14 protein-coding genes and 1 pseudogene are annotated in these 13,611 nt (G+C 36.0%); 3 read left to right on the top strand and 12 right to left on the bottom strand.

The window, feature by feature from the left end; genetic code table 11:
* Nucleotides 1-38: 38 nt before the first annotated feature.
* The gene (locus tag ABWU72_RS01505; protein WP_353284054.1) at nt 39-2,837 is read left to right on the top strand and encodes a WPE palindromic element domain-containing protein; all 2,799 of its coding nucleotides are present in this window, start codon (nt 39-41) and stop codon (nt 2,835-2,837) included.
* Nucleotides 2,838-2,953: 116 nt separating this feature from the next.
* Here the strand turns inward: ABWU72_RS01505 and ABWU72_RS01500 are convergent, their stop codons facing one another.
* Complete coding sequence (locus tag ABWU72_RS01500) at nt 2,954-3,361, bottom strand: transposase (RefSeq protein ID WP_196770142.1); 408 nt, start codon at nt 3,359-3,361, stop codon at nt 2,954-2,956.
* Between the two features lie 257 nt (nt 3,362-3,618).
* On the opposite strand from ABWU72_RS01500, the gene ABWU72_RS01495 reads away from it, so the two are divergent.
* Nucleotides 3,619-4,451 (top strand): IS5-like element ISWpi1 family transposase gene (locus tag ABWU72_RS01495; protein WP_094189578.1). Its coding sequence is split into 2 segments (ribosomal slippage): nt 3,619-3,988 and nt 3,988-4,451, totalling 834 coding nucleotides; the frame shifts between segments, so codons are not numbered across the junction.
* Between the two features lie 89 nt (nt 4,452-4,540).
* Nucleotides 4,541-5,400, top strand: a protein-coding gene (locus ABWU72_RS01490) for an IS630 family transposase (protein WP_353283814.1) whose coding sequence is annotated in 2 segments (ribosomal slippage) — nt 4,541-4,865 and nt 4,865-5,400 — 861 coding nt in all. Because the reading frame shifts where the segments join, the coding sequence is not laid out codon by codon here.
* A 28-nt stretch (nt 5,401-5,428) separates the two neighbouring features.
* On the opposite strand, the pseudogene ABWU72_RS01485 reads toward ABWU72_RS01490, so the two are convergent.
* The 11 genes and pseudogenes from ABWU72_RS01485 to metC all read right to left on the bottom strand — a co-directional run.
* A pseudogene (locus tag ABWU72_RS01485) lies at nt 5,429-5,812 on the bottom strand (IS66 family transposase); the annotation flags it as partial.
* 205 nt (nt 5,813-6,017) lie between these two features.
* Nucleotides 6,018-8,291 carry a polyribonucleotide nucleotidyltransferase gene (pnp, locus tag ABWU72_RS01480; protein ID WP_155969351.1) on the bottom strand — a complete coding sequence of 758 codons (2,274 nt, stop codon included), beginning with the start codon at nt 8,289-8,291 and terminating at the stop codon, nt 6,018-6,020.
* A 14-nt stretch (nt 8,292-8,305) separates the two neighbouring features.
* On the bottom strand, nt 8,306-8,578 hold the full coding sequence (gene rpsO, locus ABWU72_RS01475) for a 30S ribosomal protein S15 (protein ID WP_006279944.1): 273 nt from the start codon (nt 8,576-8,578) through the stop codon (nt 8,306-8,308).
* A gap of 12 nt (nt 8,579-8,590) precedes the next feature.
* Nucleotides 8,591-8,929 carry a hypothetical protein gene (locus ABWU72_RS01470; protein ID WP_231115842.1) on the bottom strand — a complete coding sequence of 113 codons (339 nt, stop codon included), beginning with the start codon at nt 8,927-8,929 and terminating at the stop codon, nt 8,591-8,593.
* A gap of 87 nt (nt 8,930-9,016) precedes the next feature.
* Nucleotides 9,017-9,499, bottom strand: coding sequence for an IS630 family transposase (locus ABWU72_RS01465; protein WP_231115908.1), 483 nt, complete (start codon nt 9,497-9,499; stop codon nt 9,017-9,019).
* 28 nt (nt 9,500-9,527) lie between these two features.
* On the bottom strand, nt 9,528-9,875 hold the full coding sequence (locus tag ABWU72_RS01460; protein WP_155968342.1) for an IS630 transposase-related protein: 348 nt from the start codon (nt 9,873-9,875) through the stop codon (nt 9,528-9,530).
* A gap of 48 nt (nt 9,876-9,923) precedes the next feature.
* On the bottom strand, nt 9,924-10,265 hold the full coding sequence (locus ABWU72_RS01455) for a transposase (RefSeq protein WP_353283813.1): 342 nt from the start codon (nt 10,263-10,265) through the stop codon (nt 9,924-9,926).
* A 19-nt stretch (nt 10,266-10,284) separates the two neighbouring features.
* Nucleotides 10,285-10,467 (bottom strand): transposase, encoded by a 183-nt coding sequence (locus ABWU72_RS01450; RefSeq protein WP_167347183.1) that lies wholly within the window; start codon nt 10,465-10,467, stop codon nt 10,285-10,287.
* 1 nt (nt 10,468) lies between these two features.
* A complete protein-coding gene (locus ABWU72_RS01445) occupies nt 10,469-10,798 on the bottom strand; it encodes a transposase (RefSeq protein ID WP_007548762.1) in 330 nt (109 codons plus the stop codon).
* A gap of 165 nt (nt 10,799-10,963) precedes the next feature.
* Entirely contained in the window at nt 10,964-12,391 is a 1,428-nt protein-coding gene (locus ABWU72_RS01440) for a Mur ligase family protein (RefSeq protein ID WP_174515972.1), read from the bottom strand.
* A complete protein-coding gene (gene metC / locus ABWU72_RS01435) occupies nt 12,366-13,607 on the bottom strand; it encodes a cystathionine beta-lyase (RefSeq protein ID WP_155969347.1) in 1,242 nt (413 codons plus the stop codon). The genes ABWU72_RS01440 and metC overlap by 26 nt, the downstream gene beginning before the upstream one ends.
* Nucleotides 13,608-13,611 lie beyond the last annotated feature (4 nt).

Here is a 13,611-nt window from a genome sequence, read left to right as displayed (position 1 = left end):
TTCTATACAATAAAATATTGTATTAATTGTTACTGTTAGTGGGAAGAGTTTTTACCGTTAATGTGGATGAATCTCTTTTTGATGTGCTGGTTCAGCACATATTTTCTGAATATGAAAGAGAAAAAATTCCTGAAGTAAAAATCATACTTCCTTGCAAGAGGGATGTGATAGCGCTGCTGAGTGCATTCAAGAATCATAACGCTAAAAAATGCATAATTTTGCCAGAGATAGTTTCGCTAGAGAATATTGATGAGGAAGATTTAATATTAAATCTTGATAGGGTTAAAGTTATCAAGCCAACAAAAAGGACACTGCTACTCATTCAATTCATATTGGAGTGGAATAGAAAAAATAATGATAATTTTCCAATTGATTTAGCTTATAGCCTGCCATCACTGCTTGATAAAATTCAATCTACCCAAACAACGGATTGTTATCAATTTGATGAACATTCAAAAAAAATAGAGAATTTCATAAGCTTACTCACTGAGACTTGGAGTAAAACTTTAAAAGATTTAGAAGTAGTAGATATATTAAAACATAAGAGTGATTACATAAACAATATGATAATCTCTTTACAAAAAGACCAACATATAATCTTTGTTGGAATTGGAAAGGATAAGTCGTTAATTAAGGCTATATATGACCTGCCGTTTGGAGAAATAATTTTGCCTAACCTGAATTTGAAAATTAAAGAGAAAGACTGGAAATTGCTTGATAAAAAACACTATCAATATTGTCTGAAAGATCTGCTAGGTTATTTAAGTATAGGCAGAGAGGATGTAAGTTTTCTGCCAGAAGCGTGTTCTCCAGTGCCCAGACACTGGGATCCAGAAAACTTAACTTTAAATGAGCGCACCAGGTGGCTGTATAATGAAAACTGGATCCCAGTGTCAAGCACTGGGATGACAGAAGAAAGGGCGGGGATAACAGGAAGTCCTGAGGAATATCTAGATTACGTCTTTGATACAACTGCCGATCTAAGCAAAGTTAGTAGTGGACATGTTGGCAATATTGAAGTCATCACTTGTGATTCCAGAGAGGAAGAAGCACAAGTGACATCATTAATTATAGAAAATGAAGGTTATGAAAACATTTCTTTGGTCGTCTTTGATAAATTACTTGCAGCTCGTATAGCATGTTTATCAAGGCAACACAGTGCCATACCGGAAAATTACCCTTATATAACGCTTCTGCTTTATAGTATCGAAGTTTTGACCTCAAATTGGAGCAGTGTGTCATTACTTTCGCTCCTTAAACATAGGCTAGTGACTTTTGGTTACACTCAAGAAGAGTACACTCGGATTTTATCTGAATTTGAAATAGAGATATTACGCAACTTTAGTACAAATGGCCTGAGCGATATTATAAATGCTATCAATGCCCATAAAAAGCTAAAACATAAAGAAGATATATTACTTATTATCAATAAGTTAGAGGCTATATTTAATCCTTTGCTTAATTCTATAAATTACTCTATTTCTGATGTGGTAGCAACTCATTTGCAGTGTATTAATATATTATCTGGTATAAATTTTTCAGAGCTAAATAGTGAAATAGGTAATTTCACCTGTAATTTCTTGAATGCATGTGAGGGTGTAGAAATTAAGTGCTCCTTAGAGTTATATAGCCAAATTCTGACCTTATTTTTAGAGAAAGAGTTTTTCTCTGTAGCAAGTGACTTGAATAAATTCAGCTTATATCACAACAAAGTTGTAATACTTGCTGGATTTAATGAAGCGCCAAGCTTTCAAAATCCGCTTTTGAATGCATTTACGAGAGAAAAATTTAATCTTCCTGCCGTGCAAGAAGAGCAGGGGTATTTTTTTTATACTTTACACAATTTGTTTTGTGCAAGTAAGGTTTATATTACAAGATCGCTAAGCCATAGAAAGCCAATTCTATTGCAGCGTTTGGAAATTCTGCTCAAGGAGGGGAAGCAGCCGTATCGTGATTGGCTAAGGATATTAAATACGCCTGAATGTATTGTTCCATGTACTCAGCCTATGCCAAAACCTCAAACCGAAGTTAGAAAAGAAAAAATGCAGGTGATGTCTTGCAGTGCAATAGAAAAGCTAATTCGTAATCCTTATTCATTTTACGTTGAATATATACTGGGTCTTAAACAATTAAGAGACTTGAATTTTAAGCCATCGATATTGGAATTTGGCACTATGGTACACAACATTCTTGCAAGATATTTACGCAACAAAAAATCTCCAATGAGCATTGCACGAGAAGCATTTTCGACTAGTCAGTTTAATTTTTCAAATATGTGGTGGGTAAGACTACAAAAGATAATTCAATCTTTTGTCGAATTTGATGAAACTCGAAGCAATTATGTTGAGTTGGAAAAGAACTTTTCCTGTCCGATATTTCATATTCCAGCGCGTGACACTGGTTCTTGTGATCAGTATGAAACTGCTTGGATGACAAATAAGCCACAAGAAATTTCACTGATAGCAAGATGTGATAGAGTTGAGTATCTACCAAGTGGGCAAGTGGCAATTATAGACTATAAGCTTGGTACACCACCTTCCAATGAAGAAGTAATGTCGGGATTTTTTCCGCAATTAATTTTACAAGCCTTAGCGGTAGAACATATAACAAAAAGAGAAGTCTCAGAACTTGCTTATTGGAAACTTGATTATGATAAAATAAAAGTTATTTCTATACAAAATTATAGATACAAAATGCAAGAATTAAAAAATGATCTGCCTGGTTTTTTATCTAACTATTTAAGTAATTCCACACCCTTTATTGCCTCTCCATATTTTGATAAATTCCTGAGATTTAACAGCTATAAACAGCTAGAAAGGGTAGGAGAGTGGTTGTAAATGGTGTCATCCGAGTACCTGACACTGGTTTCCATCCAAAAGGGTGTCATCCCAGTGCTTGACACTGGGATGGCTTTGTTGCATCACACTTTATGAGATGGTGATTTATGGTAAATTCATGTAACTATCTCAAATTTAGCCATACCAATATCAGTGAATTTATTAAGCAAATAGCATTTGATTAGCAGTTCTTTTTCTCGATTTATCTCAGATTTATTCCTAAAACTAAATCCGAATATTTGCTTTAATCTTGAGAAAAACCCTTCAATATAAGATCTTTTCCCATAATTTACTTCTTTTTTCCATTCTTTCATGCCATCTTCACCGTATAATTTTATTAACCTAATAGCAGCATTCCTGTTAGACATATAATCTATTTCTGGATGTTCTGCCGCATTGTTTATTGGTGGAATTTTTGTCTTTATATCATATTCGTTACACAACTTATAAAACTTGTGCCTATCACATGCTCTATCTGCATATAGTGCTTTTATGGCATGCTGAAAATCAACTTCTTTTAGCAAATCACAAGCTCCATAGTGATCAGCCGTTACTGTATTTTACAGCTATGGCTTTTTTGTTGTTTATATTCAACATTACGTGCAATTTTCTCGTTTGCTCATAGCCACGATATTTTCTGTCAGTGCTATTTTCCTTGCTGTGTGTTGTTGTATATACTAATTCCTGTACTGTCTATAGCAATTTCGATATCTTCCATATTAGAGGTTGTCCGGAAACAAGTAAAAGGCTATAATATCTGAAATTTTAGTACGGGGTAAAGATGAGAAAAAAGTATCCAACAGATCTAAGCGAAAGGGAATGGGCAAGAATAGAAAAACACTTCAGAGTATCATACAAGAAAGGAGGAAGGCCGCCAAAGTATAGCAAAAGAGAAATATTAGAAGCAATTTTCTATGTATTGCGTACAGGGTGTCAATGGCGGTATTTACCAAATGATTTTCCGCTATGGAAGACTGTGTATGAGCAGTTCAGGCAATGGAAGAAGCAGGGAATTTTTGAGAAAATGAATTATGAAATTACAAAATATAGTAGAAGAAAAATAGGAAGGAATGAGCAGCCGAGTGCCTGTATAGTAGATAGTCAATCTGTAAAGACTACAGAAAAGGGGGGATCAAAGGCTATGATGGAAGTAAAAAAGTAAAGGGTAGAAAAAGGCATATAATTACAGACACTCAGGGTTTTATACTAGGTTGTTACGTAGGCGCTGCTAACGAAAATGATAGAGATGGTATTAAAATAGCATTAAACAATATGAGAACAAAATATACTAAAGTTAAAAAAATGTGGGCTGACATGGGATACCAAGGAAGAAATTTAAAGAATCACATAAAGGAAGAATATGACATAGATATTGAAATTGTTAAAAGGCCTCCATGTAGATTTTGGGTGCACAAAGATACGCCACCTGAGCTACTACCAACAAGAGAACAAGGGTTTAAAGTACAGCCAAGAAGATGGGTTGTAGAAAGGACTTTTGCTTGGGTTAATAGGAATAGAAGGCTATCGAAGGAGTATGATTTACTCACAACATCCACTGAGAATTTCATATACCTAGCTATGAGTAGGGTTATGTTAAAGAGGGAATATGCTTGAATTTACTAGTTTCCGGACAACCTCTTATAGCTCTTTCCATAAAAGTCCGGATGTGATAGGATAAGGGTAGATGATGATAAGGAGGTTGAATGCCAGCAGCATATAGTTATGATTTAAGAAAAAAAGCAATGGAAGCGCTAGACGAAGGAGAAAGCAGAGAAACAGTGGCAGCAAGATTTAAGATTGGACGAACTACTTTATGGGAGTGGCAGCAAAGAAGAAAAGAAACAGGAGACTTTCAATCAAAAAAACTTGGAAATGGGGGTTACAATCACAAAATTACCGACTGGGATACCTTTGCCAAATTTGCCAGAGAACACGGAGGAAAGACTCTATCGGAAATGGCTAAACTTTGGAACAACGTTAGTATCCAAACGATCTATCGAGCCCTTAAAAAAATTGGATTTACGCGCAAAAAAAGACATATGGATACAAGGAAAGAAACGAAGAAAAACGTGCTGAATTTTTGAAAATTATAGCGACAAAAGAACCTAAAAACTTAGTGTATATAGATGAGTCTGGCATTGATAACACCGAAGACTACCCCTACGGATATTGCCAGAAAGGACAGCGGTTTTATGCCTTAAAATCTGGAAAGAAAACTCAACGAATCAGTATGGTTGCAGCCTTAAGTGGAAGAAAGATAGTTGTTCCGTTAACCTTTGAAGGCCACTGTAATATGGATGTTTTTAATGGATGGGTTGAGCAATTTTTGACACCGATCTTGGAACCTGGACAGACTGTCATTCTTGACAATGCTACTTTTCATAAGTCTGATAAGATTATCGAGCTTGCTAAAGGGGTTGGTGCAGAAATTTTGTATCTGCCGCCTTATTCTCCAGATTTCAACAAAATTGAGCATCATTGGTTTGCTATAAAAAACAGAGCCAGGAAAAACATTCCTCTATTCGAATCCTTTCGTCGTGCTGTTGATTCTGCCTTCCTATGACCTGTTCGGACTATTATGAGAAATGCTATACTACATAAGGCCTAATTTCCGGAAGATCAACTTTTTGGTGAACATAAGGTTTTTCGCATATTACAAGCTCTCCTCCGCATTCGCAAATATTAGGCAACTCTATTTTTACTACTTTATCCGCTTCCATTGTAGCATGAAAATTTCCTTTATGCCCAACCTGATCGCCAACATTCCTTTCGCTTTTTGGCTTATCCTTTTTTGTTTTGTACAATTCTTTAGAGCTCGGTAGAGATGAATTTTTCGAGTTTAAACCAAGCCTTTCCTTTAATTCAGCGTTCTCTATCTTTAAAGCTTTATTTTCTGCTTTTAAGTTTTCTATCTCTGCTTTCAGTTTTTCTATTTTTTGCTGTAAATTTTTGCAAAGTTCTAAAAGGTTTACCACATTACCTCACTTTTGCTCTATGATTATCTTTTTAGATCACTTTGTCTACCTTATTCTACCACTCCGCTGAACGGATACCTTGGGTTAGCTATAGCTAACACCACAATTGTACTAACATTGTGATTTGAGAACAACCTTCACCAGAAAGGGTGTCATTCCAGTGTTAAGCACTGGAATGACGAGAGGTAACGCAAGAAGTTTACTCTTAATAAAAACCTGATGATGAATCATTATTACCAAATTTCGGCCTATTTCTGTTGCTGAAACCAGAACGAGGACGAGGAGGCCTCTTATGGTGACTTCCTCCAGGTTTTCTACTAAATGAATTATTGTAATAATTATCCCTGTCATTTGGACCATCTTTCCTTTCCTCGTTGTAAAGCTCACCTTCAAAAAACTCTCCCGTCTCTTGGTCAACCCGACGTCTTGACAACTTTGGACACCCACCTTTTTCGAAGTCAATTACTAGTGCTTTGAAAGTATCATCTTGTTTAAGTACGCTCTCTATAGAATCTATATGTTCATTAGCTACTTCACTTATGTGCATTTTTCCTTTTCTGCCATTAAGAAATTCAAGCTCTACAATAGACTTCTCTATTCTTACAACCTTGACATCAACTATAGAACCTTGTTCTAGTTCTGTTATTGAATCAATCATCATACTCTTTGCAATTTCAGCTTCAGTGCCACTCGTAGCAAAAACAGAAACTTTACCATCATCTCCTATTTCAATTTTTGCATTACTTCTTTCACACACACTGCGTATATTTTTCCCCTTAGAACCTATAGCAGCAGAAATTTTGTCTTTATCTATGTAAAATGATAACATCCTTGGTGCATGGTCTTTGACATCATCACTGTGTTCTGAAATCACTGCATTCATTTTTTCTAAAATATGTAATCTTCCAGCTTTTGCCTGTTCTAAAGATTTTTCAACAATTTCAAAGCTTATACCAGAAATTTTCATGTCCATTTGTAGCGCCGTAACCCCTTCACTAGTTCCTGCTACTTTAAAGTCCATATCACCAAGATAATCTTCATCACCAAGTATATCGGAAAGTATTACATACTCGTCTTTATCTTTGATGAGACCCATAGCAATTCCAGCAACAGGGGCCTTTATTGGCACACCCGTATCCATTAAAGCAAGAGAAGTCCCACAAACTGTTGCCATAGAAGAAGAACCATCAGACTCCAAAATTTCGGACACTACTCTTATTGTATAAGGAAATTCAGACTTATCGGGTAAAACAGGATGAATTGCTTTCCAAGCAAGTTTGCCATGACCGATTTCTCTTCTTCCTGGTGCACGCGCAGCAGAAGTTTCTCCAACAGCAAATGAGGGAAAGTTATAATGCAACATGAAATGCTCACGTCTATCCCCTTCAATATCATCCACAATTTGCTCATCTTGAGTGGTGCCAAGAGCAGTAACAACCAGTGCCTGAGTATTGCCTCTTGTAAATAGTGCAGAACCGTGAGTTTTGGACAGAATATCAACTTCAACTTCTATCTGACGTATCTCATCATGCTTACGACTGTCTATCCTTACACTTTTCTTCCTAATTATTTCACGTACTAAAGATCTTTCAAAGTTTTTTACTGCATACGTAATTAACTTTTCGTCTTTTCCAGTTTCTTTAAGAGTATTCAATATATTCTCTCTGATCGCTTCTAGAGCTTGAACTCGCTCTTGTTTTACTGTTTGCGAATATGCTTTTTCAAAATCTTTACCGTATTTTTCGAGCTCTTGTGTTATATCTGATGCATCAATAGGGGCAAAGCTCTCAGGTTTATTGCCAATTGTATCAGCAAACTCTTTTATGAGCTTAATGACAGGCTTAAGGTGTTCATGGCCAAATTTTATTGCATTAAAAACATTTTCTTCAGAGAGCTCTTTCACTTCTGATTCAACCATTAAAATTGAATTTTCATCACCAGACAAAAACAGATCCAAGCTGCTTGCTTTCATCTCTTGAACAGAAGGGTTGAGTATATAGTTATTATTTTCATCACAACCAACCATCACTCCAGCTATAGTAAAGTGAAAGGGAACACCAGAAATTGCAAGAGCTGCAACAGCACCAATCAATGCTGGCACTTCAGGAGGATTGACTGTATCATAAGTTAATAGATTGCACACCACACTAATTTCATCATGAAATCCTTCTGGGAATAGTGGTCTTATACTTCTATCTATTACTCTTGAGATTAAAGTTTCTCTATCAGATGGCTTGCCTTCTCTTTTAAAAAACCCGCCAGGGATCTTACCCATGGCATAGCTTTTTGCGATAAACTGCACATTTAAAGGTAGGAAATCAACGCTTTCTTCCTTCTTTTTACGTACAACAGTTACTAAAACAGAAGTATCACCGTAATTTACAACTACTGAACCATGAGCTTGGCGTGCTATTTTTCCTGTTTCTAAAGATAAGGCACGACCACCCCACTCTATAGATTTTTTTATAATTTTAAACATATTAAATTCCTCGATTATTTTCTAATGCCTAACTTCTCTATTAATTCCTGATAGGCTTCATTACCAAATTTACGCTTTATATAATTTAAGTGCTTGCGTCTTCTACCTATCAATATAAGTAAACCACGCTTAGAGTGATGGTCATGCTTGTGCACTTTAAAATGCTCAGTTAAGTTACTGATCCTCTCGGTCAAAATTGCACATTGTACAAAAGATGAGCCTGTATCATCTTCTTTAATTGCGTATATATTTATCAAACTCTTTTTCTTTTCGGATGTTATCGACATCTAAACCTCATTTTAAATATTAAAAACACGAATAGGTTTCACACAACCATAAATAAAACTGCAGATTGCAATAGGTACACTACCCACCACCGTACAACAAATATCATGATTCTTTAAATTACGCAAGTTATTTAATACAACTTCCTGACCTTTTCTGATTTTCCCCGCATCTTCTAGGGAAATTTCAACTTTGAACATCGATTTTAAAGCCGATTCAATGGGGATGACGAAACTTTTTGTATTACTCCCTGTCACTCCATCATCTTCTGTCATCCCACCCCCCTCTGTCATCCAAGTAGCTGACACTGGGATGGCTTTGTTGCATCGCTCTTCGGATAGTAGGTAACGCACAATAAATTTATGAAGCTATCTCAAATTTAGCCATACCAATATCAGTGAACTTATTGAGCAAATAGCATTTAACAAGTATAGTATTTTCTAAAATGAGTGATAAATTTCCATTATGGTATTACCAACCAAAAGTTGTAAGTCTGTATATTTATGCATTAAAGGTCTGAGGCGGCTTTTGATGGTATTCCAACAATGCTCTATAGGGTTCAAATCTGGTGAATATGTTGGTAGATAGAGCAAACGGCATCTAGCATTATCTATTAACTCCTTTGTTTTGGGAGTTTTATGGAATGTGGCATTGTCCATAACTATTGTAGTACCATGTGGCAATTTAGGTAATAACATCTTCTCTAACCATGTATTGAATACCTCTTTGTCACACCCACCTTTGAAAGTCATTGGTGCAATAAATCTCTTTCCAATCCACCCGCCTATTATACTGATTCTCTCTCGTTTTCTTCCTGGAATATCTGCATAAATTTTCTTTCCTATTGGAGCACGTCCATACTCTCGGTATAACCTATTATCAACTCCTGCTTCATCTATATATAAGATGCTGGAATGGTCTATTTTTGAGATTTTATCGGTAAATCGCTGCCTATCTTCTTGATTGCGCTCTTGATATAGTGTAACTTTTTTTTAAAGTAATTCTTAGCTGTTTCAGCCTATACCAAATTGAATTTATTCCAAATCCAAGATTTTGTTTCATCTCTGCCAGCGTATGATCTGGATTCTTTTTAACATATTCTTCGAGTATTTTTGGGTCTATTTTTCGAATAAAGCTGCCGTTTTTCGATGGCCTTAGGCTTTCACCAGCGGCTTTCTTTCTTAACCAGCGGTACAGAGTTGCTATTCCTATCTCCAAAAGCTCTGCCACCTCAACCTTTGACTTCCCTTTTTCTATCATCGATACTGCCCTTTCCCTTAAATCCACACTATACGCCATTATAACTCAAATAGCTTATTATACCTTTATCATTTACTTTGGGAAGTACTATAGTTCCTTCTCTCTATTTGTCTCAGATTTATTCCTAAAACTAAACCCGAATGTTTGTTTCAGTCGCGAGAAAAAACCTTCTATATAAGATCTTTTTCCATAACTCATCTCTTTTTTCCACTTCTTTATACCATCTTCATCATATGACTTTATGAGCTTGACTGCAGAATTTCTCTCAGCCATATAGTCTAACTTTGGATGCTCTGCTGCGTTGTTTTTCGGAGGAATTTTCGTTTTTATACCATATTGATTACACAGCTTATAGAGCTTTTCTCTGTCATATGCCCTATCTGCATATAGTACTTTTATGACATACTGAAAATCGACTTCTTTTAGCAAATCACAAGCTCCATAGTGATCAGCCGTTACTGTATTTTACAGCTATGGCTTTTTTGCTGTTTGTATTCAACATTACATGCAATTTTCTTGTCTGTTCATAGCTGCGATACTTTCTATCTTCGCTATTTTCTTTGCTATGACCAGGAGTGTTGTTGTATATACTAATTCCTGTACTGTCTATAGCAATTTCGATATCTTCCATATTATTTTCTGCAATCATTGATCTTAATATTGAGTTTCTTAAACCTTCTTGATGATTGTGAATAGCTGATAACTTGCAAATTTTTCCCAATTTGCTCAAGGTATCCTGCTATAAACCCAACTGTTTGCCTCAGGCCTATTCTAAATAAACAAGTTATTATGTGCACCAAAATTACAACTTTATCGCTATAAATATTGTTGCCACCTGGTATTTTTGGACCATTCTCGTACCACTTTTCTATGGCTTCGTTGATATAATGAAAAATATTTCCTCTTTTTTCTAGAAATTTGTTATATTCGCTATGGTTACTGACCCTCATTTTTTGTGGCATATTTTTTCTTTCAAGGTTAAATGGCTATTTTATAATGAATTTTGTCAGTAGCCACCAGATTTTTTCAGTTGCTATGCAACAAAGCCATCCCAGTGTCAAGCACTGGGATGACATCACTTTTGCTTCAATATTCGCACATTAGCGGAGGTAAGCCCATTGCGAAAATCAGTATGTTAAGGCATGATTTTTAATAACCTCAACATCGCTAAATTCAAAAGTTTGGTTGCCTATAATTTGAAATTTCTCATTTCCCTTTCCTGCAACTAGCAGAATCATACCCTCGTTATAGGCAATATCTACGCCTTTCTCTATAGCTTCTCTCCTACCTCCTATCTCCAGTGCATCAGGGCAATGTAGCAAAATATCGTGGCGAATTTTTGCCGGATCTTCATCACGCGAATTATCATCTGTAATTATTACTTTATCTGCATACATTTGTGCTATTTTGCCCATTTCTGAACGTTTCGTCTGATCGCGATTTCCACCGCATCCAAAAACTAGAATTATTTTTTTGTTGATATGCCATTTTAAAGACAATAGGGCTTGTTTAAGCGCACTTGGAGTATGAGCGTAATCCACGAATGCAAAAGGTTTCACTTTTTCCATTCTTCCTGGTGGAGAAACGAGTTTTTCTACGCATATTTCTCTGTAATTTAATCCAGATATACCAATTGCACATAGCAGATTATATGCTTGAAATTTTCCTAAAACTGGGAAAAATGTATTGTAAATTTGGTTATCAATTTTTACTGTAAGATGTTGACCATTAGGGGTTGATGTTTGCTCTAATAAAGTAATATCAGAGCCTTTTTTTCCATAAGTCACAACTTTATTACTGCGTTTTTCAGCTATTTTAAGCAATGCGCCGTATTCATCTATATCCGCATTTAAAATCGCTGTTTTTCCTTCTGGTAATACTTCGTAAAATAACCTTTTTTTAGTTTCTAAATATCCACCAAGACTTTTATGGTAATCTAAATGATCTTGCGAGAAATTAGTAAAAGCTGCAGCACTCAACTTTAATCCATGGATTCTGTATTGATCAATCCCATGACTTGATGATTCCAACACTAAGTGTTCTACACTTATACCACGCAATGTTGCGTAAAGGTCTTCTGCACCTGGAGTGGTAAGACTGTTGCTATTACCTTTTCTACCATTATTGATGCATGTTCCAAGTGTTCCAATAGACGCAGCATTGTAGCCAGAGTTTTGCCAGATCTGGCGGCAAAATTCTACTACTGAAGTCTTGCCATTTGTGCCTGTTACAGCAGCAACATATTTTGGCTGTTTGAATTGATAAAACCTGCTGACTATTTCGCTGTATATTTCTTGAGGGTTTGGGTGGAAGATACAGATTCCAGCATCACGCGTTGGAATGATACCAAGGCTTGAAGCTTCTGTTATGCAATCACTTGCAATTATCGCTTTAGCTCCACAAGATAATATCTGATCTATGTAAATCCTATCCCTTTCTGACACACAAACAAAAAGATAACCTTCCTTGATTTTCTTGGGATTACATGTGACGCCTTTGATTTCAATATCAAAGTTAACATCAATGATACTATGCAGTAATTCTCTCAGTTTCACGTTCTACTTCGTCAGTTTTAATGTCCGAACATGGCAACCTTGCTAGTGCAGCATTTAAATCAGAGATTAAATCTTCAGGATCTTCCAGTCCACAAAATATTCGCACGAAACTTCCACCATAATCTGAATTCATTACAGATCTTGACATAGCTCTACGATCTATTGGTAATATCAAACTGTCGCACCCTCCCCAAGAAGCACCGATACCAAAAATTTTCATGTGATCAACCATGCAGCTTAGTTCTTCACATGAATATTCTCTACCCAATACTATACTGAATACGCCGCTTGCTCCTTTAAAGTAACTTTTCCATAATTCGTGTTGAGGATGGGAGGGAAGTGCTGGATACAAAACTTTTTTGATTTTTGAATGTTTTTCTAGCCATTTTGCCACTTCCATTGCTGTATTCTGGTGCCTTTTCATACGTGTGTGCAGTGTTCTTAGCCCCCTATGTGCAAGATAACAGTCGTGCGATTGAACGGTCACTCCATAGTTTTTATAGCTCTCATAAAGCAATTTAAAAATTTCACCTTCTGCAATAACAGCCCCCATCAATAAATCCGAGTGACCGGCTAGATACTTTGTTACCGCATATAGTGCAACATCAACTCCATAATCAAGCGGCTTAAATAACAAAGGAGTGGCCCATGAATTGTCACAAACGGTCACAATTTTATGTTCCTTAGCAACTTTTACTATATGCTCTATATTCGAAATCTCAAACGTTACAGAACCAGGAGTCTCGATCATTATCAATAAAGTATTACTCTGAATTAAATCAGTTATATCCTGTGTTGGATCATAAAAAGTTACTTCTGTTCCTCTTTTTGGTAGCTCATTTTCTGCAAACCTCCTAAGTCGGTAATAACTATTATCTTGAATTAAAACGTGCGAGCCTGCTTTAGTGAAAGTCAAAATAGCAAAAGTAAGTGCAAATAGTCCGGAAGGAAAAATAAGCGCTTGTCCACTCCCTTCAATTTCAGCCAGTGCATTTGAAAAATAATGAACAGTGGGAGTACCAACATTACTATAGCTGTAATCTCTTGCAACATCATCGTTGATTACATCGTATATACTTTCTCCATTTGCTGCATTTAAGTAGTCCTTGTAAGTAGGGAATAATATGGTAGAAGAATGATAAACTGGCGGGTTCATAGAACCTTTATAGTCCTTAAATTTTCTTCCTGCTTTAACTAATAAAGACTCTTCCTTCACATTT

It is taken from the genome of Wolbachia endosymbiont (group A) of Lypha dubia, from assembly GCF_964028575.1.
In the GTDB taxonomy this organism is placed as follows: Bacteria; Pseudomonadota; Alphaproteobacteria; order Rickettsiales; family Anaplasmataceae; genus Wolbachia; species Wolbachia pipientis.
This window is presented reverse-complemented; position numbering and strand designations above follow the sequence as displayed.